Origin of the sequence: Intestinibaculum porci (assembly GCF_003925875.1) — a bacterium.
Lineage (GTDB): Bacteria > Bacillota_I > Bacilli_A > Erysipelotrichales > Coprobacillaceae > Intestinibaculum > Intestinibaculum porci.
In genome coordinates this window covers 621,803-640,730 of the sequence record NZ_AP019309.1, presented here as the reverse complement: position 1 = coordinate 640,730, position 18,928 = coordinate 621,803, and the positions used below count along the sequence as shown (strand labels likewise).

Sequence of the window (18,928 nt, the reverse complement as noted above, 5' to 3'; positions counted from 1 at the left end):
AGGCATAGTTATGAAGAAAATGATGAAAGTACTTAGCATGCTGGTGCTTGCGCTGCTTTTAAGTATCGGCACGGTAAGTGCGAAAACGACGACTTCAGTATATGAACTCGAATCGCTATATACTAGTCGTTTTACCATTAAGGGATCGCGGCTTTATGTCACGACCGTTTATGAGCCGATTAAAAAGTTAGGGAAAACCAGATGGGATGGTACAAGACTGTGCGGTTTTAAAAAGACTTTTAAGATTGGGAAAGGCTGCAAATGGGGTGACGCGAGTGTCCCAAGTAATGAAAAACATCTCTATGAGCCTGGGACATTCCATAAAACGTCAGCGAAAACTGTGAAAAAGAATATCAATAATTATTACAATACATTCAAAAATAACCGGGATGAGGCCGAAGATGCCTTCAGCATTCTACTTTATACAAAAAACGGTAAACTGACGAAAGTTGTCACGATTTTCTCTTAAAGCCAAAAGATCAGCGAAAATAGCTGATCTTTTTAAACAAGCGGATAATCATATTGAATAACGCATTCATAAGATGGATCTAGGTCATGAATGCCTTTGACTAACTGTTCATTGACTTCATGTTTATGTAAACCTTCACACATGAGGACATCAAAAATAAGTTTGGTGTGATCCCCTTTGACAACGCGGAAATCATGCATCGATAAATGTTCATCAATACCATGTAAGATGCCTTCAACCTCAACATGCAGTTTATTCGTAAACGGATCATTGAGCTCAATCGGATCCATATGAATGGTTGTAAAAATATTAAACTTCTTCGTAATATCTTCTTCAATGCCATCAATCAGGTTATGAGCTTCCAGGATGTTATCTTCTGCCGATACTTCTAAGTGAGCAATGAGATAACGACGGCCTGGTCCATAGTCATGAATCATCATATCATGAACGCCATAGATGCCCGGATAGCTTAACATCGCTTCGCGAATCTTGCGAACAATTTCGGGATCTGGCTTTTTCCCAAGTAAGTTATCAACAGTGTCAGAAAGAATATCCCAGCCGGATTTTAAGACGACTAATGAGACTACTAAACCAATAATCCCATCGACGGGAAGCGATGTCAGCGGCGCTAACACCAGCGTGGCTACCGAGCCACAGGTCGTAATGACATCATTTAAGGAATCCTGAGCAGCTGCGAGTAACGGCTGAGAGTTAATCTTTTTACCGGTACTGTGATTAAAGCTGTACATCCAGAACTTAATGCCCATGGTAAAGAGCAAGATCACTAAACCTAAAAAGGAGAATGTCACTTTATTAGGTTTGATAATCTTTAAGAGCGATTCATACAGCGCACTCAAACCAACAATTAAAATAACCATGGTAATAAATAAGCCGGATAAATATTCAAAACGGCCATGACCGTAAGGATGCTCCGCATCAGGATGACGGGAAGCTAATTTAAAGCCTAACAGCGAGGCAATATTACTGATCGCATCCGTAGCGTTATTAAAACCATCAGCGATGATCGCTGTGGAATGGACAACTAAGCCCATGGAGACTTTAAAAGCCACACAGACCAGGTTAGCGAAAATCCCCACAATGGAGCATAACATCCCATACTGTTCACGAACTTTGGGATCATTCACATCATGGGAATGAATCACTTTCGATGCAATAAACGAAAACATAAAAATCCCCCCTATATATTAAAAAGCACACGTAACGTGTACTTTAAAAAATATCAACGATTCTTCTTAAATAGATATCACGGCCCTGATGTTCAATCAGTTCGTTTTCTTCCAGTTCATTGAAATAACCAGCAATCTTTTCGCGATCCACTTTCTTATTCGCTAAAGCTTTTAAGCTTTCAATAATAGCCGGTGAATCATCTTTGATGAAAGCCTGGTTTTCATGATTGTACTGCGCATTTTTTAACATCACATTTAAACATGCAACATAGGCCCATTTCACTTCTAAACGCACCAGTTTGTACTGCATGCCATCAAATAGTTCAGCTGGTACAAAATACTGATTTGTTTTTGATTTATTCATTTCTGCGATATCTGTTTTTGTAAATAATTCCATGATCGTCTACCAATCCTTTCGGATTCCATTATAACATCTCATCAGCTATCTTTCACCCTTTTTGTGAAAGTTGAAACATCACTGACGCCTAAATGAGCATAATGCCCCATAACATCATAAACATGTTCTCCCACGCGATCACTGGTATGAGCATCGGTGCCAATCGTTAAAATAGTCCCGCCTAATTGGAGATAACGTTTAATGACATCAAAGTTTGGAAAACCACAGCAGCCATTGACTTTATAGCCGCTGGTATTGACTTCGATACCTTTCCCTTTTTTAATTAAGGTTTTGAGAATCTCATCAATAAGAGATTGCCATTTGCCATGATCAACCCGTTTATCAACGTAAGGGCCATAACGCATAATGTAGTCCATATGACCTAAAACATTGAAACAGTCAAAGGCCTGAACGCATTTCAAAGTTTCTTTAAAGAAAGCTTCATGCGCCTGATCTTTACTTTTCCCATGAAAGAAATCGCCATAGTAGAACTCCGTATGATGAATAACATGAATCGAACCAATGACAAAATCATAAGGAGAAGCGTTAATAAAAGCTTCAATCTCTTCTTTATGATCAAGATCCAAACCGATTTCAACGCCAATTTTGATCTTGATGCGATCAGCGTATTCTTTTTGTAAAGCCGTTAATTCCTGAAAGTAAGCTGGCGTATCGAGCGCAAATGTATCAATCGGATAATCAAAATCCCGATGATCGGTAAAGCAGATTTCATCTAAGCCTAAAGCAATCGCCTGTTCAATATGAGCCCGGGGATCCGCTTCGCTGTCCCCGGAAAATTTAGTATGCATATGATAATCAATAGCGCGCATAATGACCTCCTAATAATGTCTTATAGTCTCTTCAAAAAGAAGAGAGAGATGATGATTCTTACGATGACACTTCTTCAAAAGATGCCGCATTTCATCACTTAAAGGATGCTGTTTAAGATTGAGAAAGATCAACGTGACATGTTTTAAAGATGTCAGCGCTTCTTTAACCTCTTCTTCACTTGTCAGATTCATACAAAGCATCCCTGATAATGCCTGCAATAGGTCCTCACGCGAGGATACGTACTGCATATCAATATAAATATCCATTATATTCACTCGTAAAAGATCTTTTTGACCTGTCCTTTTAGTGGATATTTTGCTTTCATCTTCGCTTCAAAGTCTCGTAAGTCCACACCTTCAGCCTTTAATTTGGCGATTAAGTCAAAATAAAGATCTTCTAAGGCTGCTTCATCATGCGCATCCGCTTTCTTTTTTAAGTCCTCTTCCACTTTAGATAAATGGATTTCCTGATCTTCTAAGACATCATAGAGACGATCATTAAGATCAGCGAGATCATAAGGCATAATGGTTTTAAAGAAGCAGGAATAACTGCCGGTATGGCAGGCGGCACCATCCTGTCTGACAATAATTAAGAAAGTATCATTATCACAGTCTAAATACATCCCGACAATATGCTGGAAATGGCCGGACGTTTCCCCTTTATGCCATAACTGCTGACGGGAACGGCTATAGAAACACGTCTGCTTGGTTTCTAACATTTTTTGATAAGCTTCTTCGTTGACATACGCTAACATTAAGACCTGCTTGCTTTCAACATCCTGGACAATGGCTGGGATAAGACCGTTGCCTTTCGCAAAATCTGGTTTGATCATTTTCGATTTCTCCTTACTGGGATGCCCCGCGCTGCGCAGACATCTTTGACTTCATCAACCGTCGCTTCACCAAAATGGAAGAGCGAAGCCGCTAAAGCAGCGTCACAGTTGGTCTTTTCAAAGACTTCCGCCATATCTTCTTTACCGCCGCAGCCGCCGCTGGCAATCACCGGCACATCGACAACATCCATCACGGCATTGAGCATATCGATATCAAAACCATCGCGGGTCCCATCCGCATCCATGCTCGTCAAGAGAATTTCTCCAGCTCCTAAAGCTTCGGCTTTCTTAACCCATTCAATCAGGTCAATACCCGTATTTTCCCGGCCGCCGGCAATATAGACATCATAACCGGAATGATCTTCACGTGCTTTCGCATCAACAGCTAAGACCACGCACTGGACGCCAAATTCATCAGCCGCCTGTTTGATGAGATCAGGATTTTTAATAGCGGCGCTATTGACGGATACTTTATCAGCCCCCGCCGCTAAGATGGTGCGAAAATCATCTAAGGTGCGGATGCCGCCACCCACGCAAAGCGGAATCGATAATTCCGAAGCAGCGCGCGCAATCAGATCTTTAATAATATCACGATGTTCATACGTCGCCGTAATATCGAGGAAGACGACTTCATCAGCGGACTGACGATCGTATTCTTTGGCGAGTTCAACAGGATCTCCGACATCTTTGAGCCCAACAAAGTTGACCCCTTTCACGACTTTCCCATCTTTGATATCTAAACAAGGAATAATTCTTTTAGCCAACATGCGCAATCACCTCTTTCAGATCCACTTTTCCTTCATAATAAGCTTTTCCAACAATGCAGCCGTAATAACCTAAGTCATTGACTTGATAGATATCCTGCGCATCTTTGACGCCGCCGGATACGACGAAGTTCATGTCGGAATGTTTATGAATATTTTCATACACTTCATAAGATGGACCAGTTAAAGTCCCATCTTTGGAAATATCGGTGCAGACAATCGTTGTCACACCTATCTTTTCTAATTCTTTAATAAAGTCGAGATAATACACCTGACTGTCTTCTAACCAGCCGGAAGTGGAAACATAACCATCTTTAATATCAACCCCTACGACAATGCGGTCAGCGCCGTATCGATCGATGCAGGCTTTGACAAATTCGGAATGATGGAGCGCCACCGTTCCTAAAATAACCCGGTTCACACCCACTTCATTAAGGTAGAAATTGACCGTTTTATCATCGCGGATACCGCCGCCAAGTTCCATTGGAATGGAGATATTTTCACGAATTTTGCGAATCGTTTCCGCATTGGTGGCCTGAGCGTCTTTGGCCCCATCTAAATCAACGACGTGGAGATACTTAGCCCCCATGTCTTCAAAACCTTTGGCTAACTCTTCAGGATGCTTGGAATAAACCGTTTTCTTGGCATAATCTCCTTTATAGAGGCGGACCGCTTCGCCACCTTGTAAATCAATCGCTGGAATGACAATCATCGTTCAATCATCTCCTTAAAGGCTTTTAAAATACGGGTTCCCACTTCCCCGCTTTTTTCGGGGTGGAACTGACAGCCAATGACATTATCTTTTGCGACAAGAGCAGGTACTTTCGCATGTCCATACTGCGCATATGCCATTAATTCATCATCTGGACAAACGGCCCCATAAGAGTGGACAAAGTAGACATATTCCCCTTCATCGACATATTTCAACAAGGGATGTTCATGATTGAAGACAAGCTGATTCCAGCCCATATGCGGGAGCTTGGCATCTACTTCCATCAGTTTGACTTCCCCTTTTAAAAAGCCTAAACCTTTCGTCGGAGTCACTTCATAACCCTGTTCAAAGAGGATCTGCATGCCTAAACAGATCCCCATCATTGGGGTGCCTTTTTCTTTCGCTTTCGTTAAGGGCTCAATAAGACCCACTTTCTGTAAATTGTCCATCGCAACTGGAAAAGCGCCGACACCTGGTAAAATAATGCCATCAGCACTTAAGAGATCCTGGGGATCTCTGGTCACTTTAACATCCATGCCTTGTCTTTTAAAAGCATTAGTAACACTCGCTAAGTTACCGACATTATAATCTACAATTGCAATCATTACAGGACCCCCTTACTTGATGAGATTTCATCTTTATATTTTTCATCGATCGCCACGGCCTGCTTTAACGCGCGGCCCGTCGCTTTAAACATCGCTTCAATAATATGATGTGTGTTCTTGCCATAATGTTCATTAATATGTAATGTCATTTTGGCATGATCAGATAACGCTCTAAAGAACTCTTCCGTCATCTCTGTTTCATAGTTGCCTAACACTGGCGTATTGAGCGTCGCATGGTAAACCAGATAAGGACGACCGGATAAGTCTAAGTCAACAGTCACTAAAGCTTCATCCATCGGAATCGTGAACGAGCCATAACGGACAATCCCGCGTTTTTCTCCTAACGCCTGAGTCAGGCAGTCGCCTAAGGCAATCCCGATATCTTCAACGGAGTGATGAGAATCGACTTCTAAATCGCCATCACAGTGCACCTTTAGATCAAAGCGGGAATGAAAAGATAGCAGCGTTAACATATGGTCGAGAAAGCCGACGCCGGTTTGAACATCCGCTTTCCCTATGCCGTCTAAGTTTAATTCACAGGTAATTTTTGTCTCCTTAGTATGACGAGAAATCGTAGCCTGACGCATATTAATCCTCCTCAAAACGAACTTTGATACTGTTAGCGTGCGCATCTAAACCTTCTAAGTGGGCAAACTTCTGCACATCATCTTTGAAGGCTGCTAAAGCTGCTTTTGGATAGTAGCTGTAAGCTGAATGCTTAACGAAGTCGTAAACGCCTAAAGCACTATAGAATTTCGCAGTCCCGCCAGTTGGTAAGACATGGTTCGTTCCAGACATATAATCACCTAATGGTTCTGGGGAGTATTCTCCTAAGAAGATCGAACCGGCATTTTTAATATATGGCAGCATTTCTAACGGCTGTTCTACTAACACTTCTAAGTGTTCTGGCGCTAAGGCATTAGAAACATCAATGGCTTCCATAATATCTTTGACAATGACAGCGCCGCCATAGTTTTCTAAGGAAGACTGAATAATCTCCTGACGTGGTAAAGTGACGATCTGACGTTTTAATTCTTCTTCGACTTTTTCCGCTAAAGCGCGACTTGGCGTAATCAAAGTGGCACTCGCTAACTTATCATGTTCCGCCTGTGACATTAAATCCGCCGCCACATATTTAGGATTAGCATGAGCATCAGCGACGATGAGGATTTCTGATGGTCCGGCGACCATATCGATATCCACAACCCCGTAACATAACTTCTTCGCGGTCGCGACGAAAATATTCCCTGGCCCAACAATCTTATCGGCTTTTTGAATCGTCTTTGTGCCATAAGCCGCCGCCGCTACGCCCTGGGCGCCGCCAACTTTATAAATAGTCGTGATGCCCGCTACTTTCGCGGCTGCTAAGATGACATCAGAGACCTTACCATCAGCTTTCACAGGGGTAATAATGAACATATTTTTAACGCCAGCTAACTGGGCGGGAATGGCATTCATCATGACCGTTGATGGATAAGCGGCGGTTCCCCCTGGCACATACAGTGCCACATTTTCAATGCCACGCACTAATGAGCCTAAGATGACACCGTCATCTTTCACCATTGTCCAGGTCTTTTCAACCTGATTTTTATGATAAACGGTTAACTGCTCTTTGGTACGCTCTAAGATCCGTAAGAAGTCCTCGCCGACACGCGCGCAGGCTTCGTCCACTTCCTGCTTTGTAACTAAGAAATCTTCTGGCTTCGTAATGGTATAACCGTCAAATTTCTGACAGTAATCAATGACCGCCTGATCGCCTTCCTTTTTGATACGATCGACAATGGCGCTGACTGCTTTATTGACTTCATCGGTCACTTCCTGTTTACGGGTATGTAATTTATTTTCCAGTTCGGTTAAGTCACCGGTATAATCTACAATTTTTAACATTTTTCCTGATCCTCCTTTTTGAGTGCATCGACTAATTTAAAGATTTCCTCTTTCTTATATTTCAGAGAGACTTTATTGACTACCATACGGGTAGAAATATCCGCTACCTTTTCAATCACTTCCAGGCCATTGGCTTTTAATGTAGAGCCCGTTTCGACGATATCGACAATCGCATCGCTCAAACCTACAACGGGTCCTAATTCTACCGAACCTTCCAGTTTGATAATTTCCACATCTTCCCGCTTAGAAGCGAAATATTCTTTCGCCACAGTGGTATATTTCGAAGCGATACGTTTACGACGGTTAAAGGTTTTGGTGCGGTATTCAGGATACGCTGCCACCGCGAAGTAACATTTTCCAATCTCTAAATCTAATAATTCGTAATAGTCATCAAAGTCCGCTTCCATTAAGGTATCTTTGCCGACAAAACCGACATCGACAATGCCATGTTCTAAAAACGTTAAGACATCATTGGCTTTCGCGAAGATCATCGAAATGCCATCTTTGGTTTCAATGAGTAATTCACGATCTTTATTAATAATGGGATCCATATCGAATCCTTTTTCCTTCAACATTTTGACCACTTGTTTTTCAATACGGCCTTTGGTAATGGCAATCTTAATCATCCGCTTCGCCCTCCTTCACATAGGCATTGAGTAAAGTATTGATATGATATGAGAAACCGATCGCTGGGACCTCATTATCAAAATAGCTTAATAACTTATCATAACGGCCGCCTGATAAAATTGGATAAGCGCTATAATAAGAATAGCCTTTAATCATCACGCCCGTATAGTAAGGCTGTGATGGGACCATACATAAATCAAAGATGATATCCTCTTTATGCTTTGAGCCTTCATATAAAGCAGCCATGCGATCAATCGCATCTAATAATTCAAAGTCTTTGACATAATCCTTAAAAGCCATCAGTTCTTCATAAGAGCCAAAAGCGGTTGGCAGATTTTCTAATAAGCGACCTAGTGAGCCGGTAATGCCTTTTTCCTTAATGAAACGTTTCATTTCGGATAACTGTTTCTTTTCTAAGATGCCGCTTAAGCGATCATCTTTCACAAGTTCCATTAACCGTAAATAGAATTTGGCAGAGCCTAATTCTATCTTCAAATCCTTTAAGTCTAAGGAAGCCATCGTTTCTTCAATCAGCGATAAACATTCCTGATCACCGGCTTTACCACCTAAACCGATTAACTCGGTGCCGATCTGATAAAGCTCACTGGAACGGCCTTTATGACGTTTAGCTAAACGATAGACTTTCCCAAAGTAACTGTAGCGTTTGACTTCATTGGTTCGTTCATTGTTGTAAATGCGGGCAATCGGCAAGGTAAAGTCTGTTCGCAAGGCAATGCGCTTGCCATCACTGTTGACAAACTGAAACATTGAATCTTCCGCCTGATCACGGATGCTGGCATAGAAATCGACATATTCAAATGTCGGCAGCATCAGTTCTTCATAGTTATGTGCATCGAAGATCTTCCGTAAGGATCCTTCGATTAATCGTAATTTTCTGGCATCTAAAGAAATGGCATCACCGCTTTCTTCAGGAATCAGATATTTAAATTCTTCCATAGCTCCTCCTACAAAAAAAGCGAGTCCTAATGACCCGCGCTTCAAACAAATCATTAGATACACCCGAATATGCATAAAATGGGCTGTATCATGAAGATATAACCCTAAGTGTGTCTATGATGATGGTGGCGTAATGAATACCCTAAAAATAATGCAGTTGTATTTGTCTTTTTCATAACTACCACCTCGTTTTTTCTATAATACCATAAAAAGTATAAAAAACAAATATTTTCTTGATATTTTTAAGTTAAGCTCATATAAAACATATTCAATAGCGGCATCGTAATAATACACAAAAGCAGCGATAAAACATTGATGACGCTCGCTTCAAACGGCTGATGATCATAAATCTGGGCAAACTGGGTCACGGTCGAAGCCGCAGGCGCACTCGCCGCAAGTAGTGAAATCATTAAAATGGACCGGGCATTAGGCAAAACCTTATAAAGACCGCTGAAAATAAAGATCAGGGCGACCATAAACGGTAAGACAATCAGCCGTAAAAAAACGACTAAATAAGCCCGTTTATTATGAGCCTTTTTAAGATCAATGCCGGCTAAAAGCATTCCTGCCACAAACATGCATAATGGGCCCATCAGATTGGTCATTGAGGTGAACGCACTGGTGATTAACACCGGCAAATGAATTTGTAAGATAAAAAGCAGTACCCCCACACCGATGGCGATCATATTAATATTCGAAAGAATAGCTTTGAGATCAAAGTCCTGCTTTTGACTAATAAGCGACTTACAGTGGGTCCAGATCAACACAATCTGAACGATCATATAAGCGGAGCAATAGAAGACCATCTTTTGATTCATAATGAGAATCACTAAAGGAATAATCAGATTCCCACAATTGGAATAGATCAGTGACGCCTTCTCAATCGGTGAGAAATGAAAGATCCTGCCTAATAGCGCCGTCATCGCCATAAATAATATATGAATGCCAATTGCGACGAAGATCGCTAGTAAAAAGCCTTTGACTTTATTTTCACTGATGGTTAACTGGAAGGCATTAATGATTGCACAAGGACCAGAAACGTATAATACAATGCGCGATAACGCATTACAGTCGCGCAGACTTAAAACACTTTTGCGCACTAAAAGAAAGCCAACGAAGATCATCACAAACATCGCACCAATCTGCGTCGCTAAAGATAAAGATAATGCCACAATGATCACCTCACCCCTCTATTATAAAACGTGACAGTTTTGAGACTGTCTATTTTACGAAAAAGAAAAAAATGGGTTAACCCCAATGTCATTCAATTAAGCTGAAATTGCGACGAATGATCTGAAAAAGCTGAGACCGGCTATTCAGTTAACCAAAGTTTCAGACTGTGAGAATGCGAAACATGATCCAATTCTCATGGTCTGTTTTTTTGATTTTGCTCATTTAGCTTTATCCTAAGTAAATTGATGTAATTTGGCATAATATCCCTATATTTATTAATTTCCTAATTATTCTTGAGATTTTGAAAAATTATGATACCCTAGTGTTCAGAGGAGCTAGTGACTGGGGTCTTATTTTTCGAGTGAATGATCTTCCAGGTCTGATTGGGATTACAAATTTCTTGATTCTATTTATGAGTCCTTTTTCAGAAATAGTTCCCTTAAGAAAGAGATGTACATTGGTGATTGCGACGGCAAAGTTTGCCTTCGTTTTGTGTGCAACTCTTTTTTTGTTTTTCTCATACTCTTCAGCTTTCATATCAGGAATATCAACACTATTCGTAATAACACTTGTTACGTTAAACATGATAAGTTTCGAATATACTTCTTGCAGTATGCCATCAACTTTCTTTGAATTGAAATATTTTAAACCTATTCTATATTTCAAATTAAAAAATGATTGTTCTTGAGACCATCTTAAATGGTAGAGCTCTTTCATATACTCAAACGGTATTTCTTCCTTGCTTAAATTAGTGACAAGAGTTACAAAGTTTTCATCATCAAGCTTTATGCGGACAACTCTGTAGCTTATTACGTAATCATCATTACTCCATGTATCAATTTGTGGGAAATCGATATTTGAATTGACCAATGCATATTTTTTTCGATCGCTATTATAACGTTTATTGCTTCTTGTCAGTGTAACGCTGACTTCCTGGTCTAATTCCTCATCTGGCAAATCAAATCTTTTTAGGATTGAACTACGGATATTAATATCCTTAGACCTAATCACAAATTTTTGTCCTTTCTCAATAAAATCAGCCATCAGTTTGTATGAAACATATCCTCTATCACATACAATAATTGATTTTTCTGGGTAATACTTTCTTTCAGTCATAGTAATCAAAGCACCAGGTTCTCTTTTTTTGTTAGGTGTTGTCATTTCTGCGTCCCAATAGACTCCATTAAGGCAGTCATAAAGAGCATTGAGGTGGATCTGACAAAAATCCCTTCCTTTTTTGCTTTTAACGATTAACTCAGGATGATCCTTCATAAAAGGAATGTTCAAGTCGGAGCCATCGCAGGCAATGATATAGTAGCCATTAAATGTGTTCTTAGGTTTGATAGTCTGATTGAAAAGCGTCATTACTCTGTTAAATGCATTAGGCTTTATTTTATATCTCTGCATGCAGAAAGCTGAAGCTTGAAACTCCATACCTTCAGGCATCTGCTCACAAATCTCAGATCTGATGGATTTTCCTTCCTTGTGAATGAGAAATCTAATAATCATATCAGCTGGAACTTTACGGCTTCTTGTCATATCAGATACAGGATCAATAACATAACATGCAATATTGTCTGTAACCATCTTAATCGATTTTTCCAATGCCAAATTCACCCCTTCGGGGGTAGTATTAAAAGCACAAGCCTCCGTTTCATAATCAAAATTTCGTTCTTTATCTTGTTTAGAAATCATAAGTAAAAATCCTCCTACAATTTCCTTCGGATTATGAATTTATTCCGGAATTTTGCTTGTCAAGTCTTTTTTGCATTATTTTAAAAATAAAAAAGCCAGGCCACTCAAGTAGAATTGAGTGAACTGGCTCAAAAAATGCTTAACTGAATGACATTGGGTTAACCCATTTTATTTCTTATGTTTGCCATGGCGTTTCTCACTGCGTTTCATGCTTTTGAAACGTTTTAAGTCCGTGGTGAACCCTTCCGGATCAAAGACATAGACATTAATCTTTTTTTCTTTAGCGCTTTTTGGTGTGATCGTGACTTTATGCTTGCCCTTCACTTCCACGCGTGAGATTTCATGATAAGCGATCTCTTTAGTCCACATCATAATGCCATACCATTTATAATACGTTAAGGTGTCTTCACTTAAGATATTATTATAACTCATGGAGATCGCAAACATACAGGCAGCCGCGATAATAAAGCCCATCACCATATAACCATAAGAATGCTGGATTCCTAAAAAGAAGGAAAGAGCCACCATAATAACAGTAAAGATGGACATTTCTACCACGCAGCGAAATTCTTTATATTTTTTCATTATTCCAACGTTCCTTTCACATAGTGCAAATTATATCATAATTAAGGGAAAAACATAGATGAGAAAGGCAACTTTCAAAAAATGTAACGGTTTTCACCCATTTGACAAGGACCCCTGCTTTGGTTAAAATGCAGTGCTATAGGAGGAAAAATCATGGAAAATTTACGTAAGTACCTGGCTGAATGTATCGGGACGTTCTTTCTCGTCTTTGTCGGAACAACCACAGCAGTTATTTTCAACCCGAAAGCGGGTATTCCATCAATCGTCGGCATCGCATTAGCCTTCGGTTTAGCGTTAATGATGGTTTACTACACTTTTGGGCGATTCTCAGGAGGGCATGTCAATCCTGCCGTATCACTCGCCAAATTCTTTGATAATCAGTTAGATTTACCTGAACTGATCGGTTATATCATCGCCCAGATCGTTGGCGCGATTCTTGGTTCACTGGCTTTATTTGTTATTTTAAAGAATATTCCAAATGTCCAGATCAGCGTCTATGGCTTAGGCGCGAATGGTTTTGGTTCGCAGTCAAGCACAAACTTCACCTTAACTGGTGCACTCTTTACTGAAATCATTTTAACTGCAATGTTTGTCTTAGTTGTCTTAGGTGTGACTTCAAAAAGCGAATACAACGGCATTGGCGGCTTCGTCATTGGATTAGCCTTAACAGTTGTACACTTAATTGGCATCCCATTAACGGGTACATCAGTTAACCCAGCCCGTTCTTTAGCCCCAGCTTTAGTTTTAGCGATCTCCACTGGTAAGACAGTTGCGTTATCTCAGGTTTGGGTTTTCATCGTCGCGCCATTAATTGGTGCGCTATTAGCGACGATTATCTGGAAAGCTTTCAACTTAGATAAATAGAATACATGACAATTGCGAAAACGCAATTGTCTTTTTTTATTTATCGAAATATGCTTTTCGATATTTGGTTTTACCCAACATTTTAGATATTATTTATAACTTTGATAATTTATTATCATTTTCTTTATTTCTCGAAATGTAAGCCCTATAATAGGATGTACTAGGAGGAAAGAAAATGGATTACACACAAAGAGTCATTGAAGATTTAAGAAAGAAATATCCAGATCAGCCAGAATTCCTGGAAACAATTACCAACGTTCTGACATCTCTGGAACCGATGATTAAGGCCCACCCAGAATGGGAAGACAAGGCGGTCTTAGAAAGATTAACAGAACCTGAAAGAACCTTACAGTTCAAAGTCCCATGGACTGATGATAACGGCAAAGTGCATGTCAATATTGGTTACCGTGTTCAGTTCAATAGTGCTATTGGCCCATACAAAGGTGGTTTAAGATTCCATCCTTCGGTAAAATTAGGGACGATTAAATTCTTAGGATTTGAACAGATCTTTAAAAACTCCCTGACCACTTTACCAATTGGTGGCGGTAAAGGGGGATCAGATTTCGACCCACAGGGTAAATCAGATGCCGAAGTCATGAGATTCTGTCAGTCCTTTATGACGGAATTATATCGTCACATCGGACCAAATGTCGATGTACCAGCCGGTGATATCGGTGTTGGCGGACGCGAAATCGGCTATTTATTTGGTCAGTATAAACGTATTAAAGACGCTTATGAAAATGGTGTTTTAACGGGTAAAGGTTTAGCTTTCGGCGGTTCGCTGATCCGTCCTGAAGCAACGGGTTATGGCGCTGTTTACTACGCTAAAGAAGTTTTAAAACATTTTAATGAAACCTTAGAAGGCAAAACAATCGTCATGTCTGGTTATGGTAACGTTGCTTGGGGGATTGCGAAGAAAGCAACGGAATACGGCGCTAAAGTAGTGACGATCTCTGGTCGTGATGGCTATGTCTATGACAAAGACGGTATCAATACCGAAGAAAAATTTAACTTCTTATTAGACATCCGTACAAAAAATGATGTCAAATTAAAAGACTACGCAGAAAAATTCGGAGCTGAATTCCATGCCCATGAAAAACCATGGGGGAAAGTAAAAGCTGATTTAGCATTCCCAGCTGCAACGCAGAACGAAATTGATGAAAATGATGCCAAAGCATTAGTAGAATCAGGTGTTAAATATGTCTTTGAAGGCGCCAATATGCCAACGACTCCAGAAGGCATTGCCTACTTCAAAGCCCACAATGTCATCTTAGGCCCAGCTAAAGCTGCTAACGCTGGCGGGGTTGCCGTTTCTGCATTAGAAATGAGCCAGAACTCACAGCGTTATAGCTGGAGCGCTGAAGAAGTAGATGAAAAACTTCATAACATTATGATTTCCATCGTAAACAACTCTGTCGCTGCCGCTGAAAAATATGGCTTAGGCTATGACTTAGTTGCTGGTGCTAACTTAGCGGGTGCTGAAAAAGTTATTGAAGCGATGTTAGCTCAGGGTGATTATTAATCAACAGAAAGGGGCTGTAACATTAAAGGAAAAAAATGATTCCTAAGGTGCTACAGCACCTTTTTAATTTCAAAATATCTAGATTAAATCCAATTAATTCCATTTCTGCGAATAACTGTTCAAGTAACCACAAAAAAAGGGCGTAATAGCCCTATCCATTGTGAGTAAAATTTTTTGACTGGTTAAAACTGTGAATAACTTTTTAGAATTTAATTGAGCAGTTTTTCCCTCTTTTTCATAGCTCTATCTTTTAATTCTTTTGTATATTTTCGCAAATTAAATCCTATGGCCATTAAAGTAATCTCTTCTTCAACACCTGATAGCCCTCTGCGGTAAACTCGATCATATCCATAATCTTGCTTGAGGATGCCAAATGTGCCTTCACTATAGATTCTTCTGGCATTCATTAACTCTTTTCCGACAGGGGTATCAAGTTTTGCTCTAATATTATCTTTATAAGATTCCAGTTCAGGACTGATAGAGATTTTTCTATTTCCTTTTGCTTTAGTACATTTAGACTTATTTGGGCACTGACCGCAATGCTTGTTTTCAAGCTGTTTTATAATTCGATCGTATACCCCTCGTGTTTCTTTACGTTCACCGACTTCTTCAAAACTATAACCTTCAGGACATTTATATGAATCGTCATCCTGCTTCATATGTATCGTTTTATACTTATTTTTTTCAGTTATACGCTTGTTTTCTTCAGTCATACCGACATATTTGGTATAAAAGTCAATACTGTGAATTAAACTGAATTTATTGTTATCAAAACTGCAGTATCCTGCATCTGCAACTGCAATTTGAGGATAATGACCATAATCTTCTTTAAAGCGATCCATAACAGGAATATAAGTTCTTAGATCATTAGCGTCAGAATTAATGAAAATTTCACTAATAAACCCATATGAAATACCAAATTGGACATTATATCCAGGCTTAAAAGTATTATTATGACAATAATAATCATATTTCATATGAAGCATCGAGGCATCAACATCTGTTTTAGAGCAGCTGTTGCGACCATCCAGCATATCAAACATAATTGTATATTTAAAAAGTTTAAGGGCTAATTCATCGTATTCCTCGTATAATTTCTGGATCTCACTCTTTTTGTGTCCTCGTCCGTCAACAGGTTTAATACCTAATGAAAGCATAAATTGCTGAAGTTTTGTTGAAATTGCTAAAAGATAGAGAAAATCAGGTAGTTTAAGAATAGAATACCGAACATCAATTCCATGCTTTTCAAAATACTTATTTGTACGTATTATCAGCTTGCATGCCTTTTTCCACGCTTGAAGACGATAGCGTTTAGTTGCTTTCGCCCAAATGTGGGTATTTTTATTAGCATTCGCTTCAAATTTAGTTCCATCAAGAGTCAAAATTGGGAAATATATGTCCAAATTTTTTGCTATAGTTTTTGAAATATCAATAAACAATTTATGAACGGAAGGCTTTAGCCGTTTTATGAATCTGGATATAGTCATATGCGTAGGCTTAGCACCACATGATACATACATATATCTGATATTATACTTACACAATTCGGCAGTTTTTCTGGTGGATTTATAATCACCGTCTGAGTTAGAAAGTAACACAATTCTAAATAACTGTAGATCAGAATATTTAGAAGTTCTGCTATTTTTGTCAGGAGCTTCAATATAATCGTAAATATTCATCCTTTCTGTTATGCTCTTAACTGTACGGCAAACATCAAATTCATCAATGTCGTTATCGAAAGAAATACAAACATCAGATAGAAAAGAAAGCTGATTTGTGATACCATAAGTTTGTGTATTTTTTGAATAACTGATCATATAAATATTATACACCAAAAAAGGGAGCTGAATTCATAATTCAGTTCCCTATTTTGATATAATCAGGACTGTTATAACGTTTTGATCATCGAATTTCACTTTTTATCATTGTGATAGTTATTTCTTAATGTTACAGCCCCTTTTTTTGCGTGTAAAAGAAAAGAAGGGTTGCCCCTTCCCTCTTATTCTGAATCATCACCAGATAATTTTTTTAATTCATTTTCGCCAGTTAAGTATTTCAGGATCGCAATGGCGGCATCTTTCGGACCGGTATGTTCATTCCCCTTAATACCTAAACGCGTATGTAACTGACCGACTTTCACACCCTGCGCAAACATCTTATCGAAGTAGCTGCGTAAGATTGGTTCGGTCTGTTCCTGACGCTGAACAGGACCAAATGGGTTGGCAAAGTAAGAACCTACTAAACCATATTCCGTCGTTGTCCCTTTCGCCATACGCTGACCAGCACGGAAGACTTTTAACGCTTCTTCTTCATTATCGAAGAATTCTAGTGGTTCCCCTTCGGCATCATAGTTATTCGCATACAGGAAGAGATCCACATGATGGGAAGCGACCACATCTTCCCAGTCAGTAATAGGAATAACCACGCGGGCATTCTTCTGATCTGGGTTCAAGAAAACAGAACGGTCTAATTCCTTGAAGGAATAACCAGCATCTAAGTCATCGAGTCGCACAAAGGCGCCGACTTCTGTCCCTGAAGAGACAACTTTACCGTTATCATCAATATGTAAGAGACCCATATCATCATAGACGGTCATAACATCTTCAATATAAGCAGCCCCTAAGCCTTTGATCTGTTCGATTGTTTCGGATTTACCAGCGCCGCTATCGCCCATAACGACGATATTCTTTACGGTATCATCATGGAGTTTCATGCGCACCATCGCGCCATGGATTGGCAGATTGCCATGATTTAACTGATAAACATTGTGCAGCGTCAAGCACATTTTCTTCATATAACCGAAGTAATCGAAGTAATCATTAGCGGATAATAAAGCCACTAACATATTATTCTTATCATCCTGGTAGAAAGCCTGGTTCATTTCACCATCTTCATAACCATAGACATAAACTAAGTCTGGTTTACGGCCGCGGTATTCATTTTCATTCGCTAATTCAAATAAGTTACATAACGCAACCCCCTGCGCCATGAATTTCACATTGAAGTAAACGAAAGCTAATAATGAGCCGATTTTAGCGGGATAACAGAACCACTGTTCAGGATCAAATTTATGATCTTCGATTGGGTTGTAGTTGATTTCTGGGAAAACCCCGTCACGTTTATTACGTTTAGAGTAAGCAATGAATGGTGGATGGATAATGACTTCTTCGATGAATGGAATATCATCTAAACATCTGTATTCGTAAGGAAGATTTGTGCGGAAGTTGGTTAAAACTAAACCCGCATTTACCCCAGCGGTAATCTGACGATAGACGTTATTCTTATTGCCTAAGGCTGTTTCTTCAATAGAACGATACGTCTTTAAGACTAATTCTTCAAAAGCTGCCTGGGCACTGGTGAAGTGCACATTCTGGAAGCCGCCGCTCTGTTCACGGTTTAAGACAACGGCATAACGCTGCAGTTTACGCCAGAACGTATAAAGATTCTCGACAAATCTCTTAAACATCTTTGGCTGATCAAAGTATTTGGCATAAGGACTGCCGCTTTTGATAATCATATTGTCCGTCATCACTAAAAGTAAACGTAAAGTATACTGTAAATCATGGGTTAATGAAACGTCATCATCATTTCTTTCATGAAAATACTGATAAAGAGTCGTGTCGCGACGGGCATTGTCTTTCACAAACTTCGCTAACACTTTACCGAAAGAATCACTTTCAATCAGTTCGCATCTGCTCTGACAGTATTCTTCAGAGAAATTCATAATCGCATTACCGCGTGTAATTTTAAATTTATAGGCCATTTTTTCCTCTCCTCTCCTACCTGTGACACTATAGTAGCACGTGTTTTCATGTAATGCA

General features: G+C 39.6%; 20 protein-coding genes. 3 read left to right on the top strand and 17 right to left on the bottom strand.

Annotation, left to right across the window (positions count from 1 at the left end; genetic code table 11):
- Positions 1 to 10: 10 nt before the first annotated feature.
- Positions 11 to 469, top strand: coding sequence for a hypothetical protein (locus SG0102_RS03130; RefSeq protein ID WP_125118603.1), 459 nt, complete (start codon positions 11 to 13; stop codon positions 467 to 469).
- Positions 470 to 501: 32 nt separating this feature from the next.
- On the opposite strand, the gene SG0102_RS03125 is transcribed toward SG0102_RS03130, so the two are convergent.
- The 15 genes from SG0102_RS03125 to SG0102_RS03055 all read right to left on the bottom strand — a co-directional run bounded on the left by SG0102_RS03125 (position 502) and on the right by SG0102_RS03055 (position 12,721).
- Positions 502 to 1,656 carry a cation diffusion facilitator family transporter gene (locus SG0102_RS03125; protein ID WP_125118602.1) on the bottom strand — a complete coding sequence of 385 codons (1,155 nt, stop codon included), beginning with the start codon at positions 1,654 to 1,656 and terminating at the stop codon, positions 502 to 504.
- A 43-nt stretch (positions 1,657 to 1,699) separates the two neighbouring features.
- Positions 1,700 to 2,053: a hypothetical protein gene (locus tag SG0102_RS03120; protein ID WP_125118601.1), complete on the bottom strand. Its 354-nt coding sequence runs from the start codon at positions 2,051 to 2,053 to the stop codon at positions 1,700 to 1,702.
- 41 nt (positions 2,054 to 2,094) lie between these two features.
- Complete coding sequence (locus SG0102_RS03115) at positions 2,095 to 2,883, bottom strand: histidinol-phosphatase HisJ family protein (RefSeq protein ID WP_125118600.1); 789 nt, start codon at positions 2,881 to 2,883, stop codon at positions 2,095 to 2,097.
- 9 nt (positions 2,884 to 2,892) lie between these two features.
- The gene (locus SG0102_RS03110) at positions 2,893 to 3,150 is read right to left on the bottom strand and encodes a hypothetical protein (RefSeq protein WP_125118599.1); all 258 of its coding nucleotides are present in this window, start codon (positions 3,148 to 3,150) and stop codon (positions 2,893 to 2,895) included.
- A gap of 5 nt (positions 3,151 to 3,155) precedes the next feature.
- On the bottom strand, positions 3,156 to 3,713 hold the full coding sequence (gene hisI / locus SG0102_RS03105; protein ID WP_408609976.1) for a phosphoribosyl-AMP cyclohydrolase: 558 nt from the start codon (positions 3,711 to 3,713) through the stop codon (positions 3,156 to 3,158).
- Entirely contained in the window at positions 3,713 to 4,483 is a 771-nt protein-coding gene (gene hisF, locus SG0102_RS03100) for an imidazole glycerol phosphate synthase subunit HisF (RefSeq protein WP_125118597.1), read from the bottom strand. Before hisF ends, hisI begins: the two co-directional genes overlap by 1 nt.
- A complete protein-coding gene (hisA, locus tag SG0102_RS03095) occupies positions 4,473 to 5,192 on the bottom strand; it encodes a 1-(5-phosphoribosyl)-5-[(5-phosphoribosylamino)methylideneamino]imidazole-4-carboxamide isomerase (protein ID WP_125118596.1) in 720 nt (239 codons plus the stop codon). The genes hisF and hisA overlap by 11 nt, the downstream gene beginning before the upstream one ends.
- The gene (gene hisH / locus SG0102_RS03090) at positions 5,189 to 5,797 is read right to left on the bottom strand and encodes an imidazole glycerol phosphate synthase subunit HisH (protein ID WP_125118595.1); all 609 of its coding nucleotides are present in this window, start codon (positions 5,795 to 5,797) and stop codon (positions 5,189 to 5,191) included. Before hisH ends, hisA begins: the two co-directional genes overlap by 4 nt.
- Positions 5,797 to 6,384 (bottom strand): imidazoleglycerol-phosphate dehydratase HisB, encoded by a 588-nt coding sequence (gene hisB / locus SG0102_RS03085; protein ID WP_125118594.1) that lies wholly within the window; start codon positions 6,382 to 6,384, stop codon positions 5,797 to 5,799. Before hisB ends, hisH begins: the two co-directional genes overlap by 1 nt.
- A gap of 1 nt (position 6,385) precedes the next feature.
- Positions 6,386 to 7,684, bottom strand: coding sequence for a histidinol dehydrogenase (gene hisD / locus SG0102_RS03080; protein ID WP_125118593.1), 1,299 nt, complete (start codon positions 7,682 to 7,684; stop codon positions 6,386 to 6,388).
- Complete coding sequence (gene hisG, locus SG0102_RS03075) at positions 7,678 to 8,310, bottom strand: ATP phosphoribosyltransferase (RefSeq protein WP_125118592.1); 633 nt, start codon at positions 8,308 to 8,310, stop codon at positions 7,678 to 7,680. The genes hisD and hisG overlap by 7 nt, the downstream gene beginning before the upstream one ends.
- Positions 8,303 to 9,268, bottom strand: a complete 966-nt coding sequence (locus SG0102_RS03070; protein WP_125118591.1) for an ATP phosphoribosyltransferase regulatory subunit — start codon at positions 9,266 to 9,268, stop codon at positions 8,303 to 8,305. Before SG0102_RS03070 ends, hisG begins: the two co-directional genes overlap by 8 nt.
- A 242-nt stretch (positions 9,269 to 9,510) precedes the next feature.
- The gene (locus SG0102_RS03065) at positions 9,511 to 10,440 is read right to left on the bottom strand and encodes an AEC family transporter (protein ID WP_125118590.1); all 930 of its coding nucleotides are present in this window, start codon (positions 10,438 to 10,440) and stop codon (positions 9,511 to 9,513) included.
- A gap of 310 nt (positions 10,441 to 10,750) precedes the next feature.
- Positions 10,751 to 12,136, bottom strand: a complete 1,386-nt coding sequence (locus SG0102_RS03060; protein WP_125118177.1) for an IS4 family transposase — start codon at positions 12,134 to 12,136, stop codon at positions 10,751 to 10,753.
- Positions 12,137 to 12,304: 168 nt separating this feature from the next.
- Complete coding sequence (locus SG0102_RS03055) at positions 12,305 to 12,721, bottom strand: hypothetical protein (protein WP_125118589.1); 417 nt, start codon at positions 12,719 to 12,721, stop codon at positions 12,305 to 12,307.
- Positions 12,722 to 12,874: 153 nt separating this feature from the next.
- Here SG0102_RS03055 and SG0102_RS03050 point away from each other — a divergent pair, with 153 nt between their 5' ends.
- Both SG0102_RS03050 and gdhA read left to right on the top strand, forming a co-directional pair.
- Positions 12,875 to 13,585, top strand: coding sequence for an MIP/aquaporin family protein (locus SG0102_RS03050; RefSeq protein ID WP_125118588.1), 711 nt, complete (start codon positions 12,875 to 12,877; stop codon positions 13,583 to 13,585).
- A 175-nt stretch (positions 13,586 to 13,760) separates the two neighbouring features.
- Positions 13,761 to 15,107 (top strand): NADP-specific glutamate dehydrogenase, encoded by a 1,347-nt coding sequence (gene gdhA, locus SG0102_RS03045; RefSeq protein WP_125118587.1) that lies wholly within the window; start codon positions 13,761 to 13,763, stop codon positions 15,105 to 15,107.
- 209 nt (positions 15,108 to 15,316) lie between these two features.
- Here the strand turns inward: gdhA and SG0102_RS03040 are convergent, their stop codons facing one another.
- Complete coding sequence (locus SG0102_RS03040) at positions 15,317 to 16,924, bottom strand: transposase (RefSeq protein ID WP_125118586.1); 1,608 nt, start codon at positions 16,922 to 16,924, stop codon at positions 15,317 to 15,319.
- Positions 16,925 to 17,106: 182 nt separating this feature from the next.
- On the bottom strand, positions 17,107 to 18,870 hold the full coding sequence (locus SG0102_RS03035; RefSeq protein ID WP_125118585.1) for a phosphoenolpyruvate carboxykinase: 1,764 nt from the start codon (positions 18,868 to 18,870) through the stop codon (positions 17,107 to 17,109).
- Positions 18,871 to 18,928 lie beyond the last annotated feature (58 nt).

Excerpts from the sequence above, each read along its gene's own strand:
- SG0102_RS03130 (WP_125118603.1), top strand. The coding sequence starts at position 11 with ATGAAGAAAATGATGAAAGTACTTAGCATGCTGGTGCTTGCGCTGCTT.
- SG0102_RS03125 (WP_125118602.1), bottom strand. The coding sequence starts at position 1,656 with ATGTTTTCGTTTATTGCATCGAAAGTGATTCATTCCCATGATGTGAAT.
- SG0102_RS03120 (WP_125118601.1), bottom strand. The coding sequence starts at position 2,053 with ATGGAATTATTTACAAAAACAGATATCGCAGAAATGAATAAATCAAAA.
- SG0102_RS03115 (WP_125118600.1), bottom strand. The coding sequence starts at position 2,883 with ATGCGCGCTATTGATTATCATATGCATACTAAATTTTCCGGGGACAGC.
- SG0102_RS03110 (WP_125118599.1), bottom strand. The coding sequence starts at position 3,150 with ATGGATATTTATATTGATATGCAGTACGTATCCTCGCGTGAGGACCTA.
- hisF (WP_125118597.1), bottom strand. The coding sequence starts at position 4,483 with ATGTTGGCTAAAAGAATTATTCCTTGTTTAGATATCAAAGATGGGAAA.
- hisA (WP_125118596.1), bottom strand. The coding sequence starts at position 5,192 with ATGATTGTCATTCCAGCGATTGATTTACAAGGTGGCGAAGCGGTCCGC.
- hisH (WP_125118595.1), bottom strand. The coding sequence starts at position 5,797 with ATGATTGCAATTGTAGATTATAATGTCGGTAACTTAGCGAGTGTTACT.
- hisB (WP_125118594.1), bottom strand. The coding sequence starts at position 6,384 with ATGCGTCAGGCTACGATTTCTCGTCATACTAAGGAGACAAAAATTACC.
- hisD (WP_125118593.1), bottom strand. The coding sequence starts at position 7,684 with ATGTTAAAAATTGTAGATTATACCGGTGACTTAACCGAACTGGAAAAT.
- hisG (WP_125118592.1), bottom strand. The coding sequence starts at position 8,310 with ATGATTAAGATTGCCATTACCAAAGGCCGTATTGAAAAACAAGTGGTC.
- SG0102_RS03070 (WP_125118591.1), bottom strand. The coding sequence starts at position 9,268 with ATGGAAGAATTTAAATATCTGATTCCTGAAGAAAGCGGTGATGCCATT.
- SG0102_RS03060 (WP_125118177.1), bottom strand. The coding sequence starts at position 12,136 with ATGATTTCTAAACAAGATAAAGAACGAAATTTTGATTATGAAACGGAG.
- SG0102_RS03055 (WP_125118589.1), bottom strand. The coding sequence starts at position 12,721 with ATGAAAAAATATAAAGAATTTCGCTGCGTGGTAGAAATGTCCATCTTT.
- SG0102_RS03050 (WP_125118588.1), top strand. The coding sequence starts at position 12,875 with ATGGAAAATTTACGTAAGTACCTGGCTGAATGTATCGGGACGTTCTTT.
- gdhA (WP_125118587.1), top strand. The coding sequence starts at position 13,761 with ATGGATTACACACAAAGAGTCATTGAAGATTTAAGAAAGAAATATCCA.
- SG0102_RS03040 (WP_125118586.1), bottom strand. The coding sequence starts at position 16,924 with ATGATCAGTTATTCAAAAAATACACAAACTTATGGTATCACAAATCAG.
- SG0102_RS03035 (WP_125118585.1), bottom strand. The coding sequence starts at position 18,870 with ATGGCCTATAAATTTAAAATTACACGCGGTAATGCGATTATGAATTTC.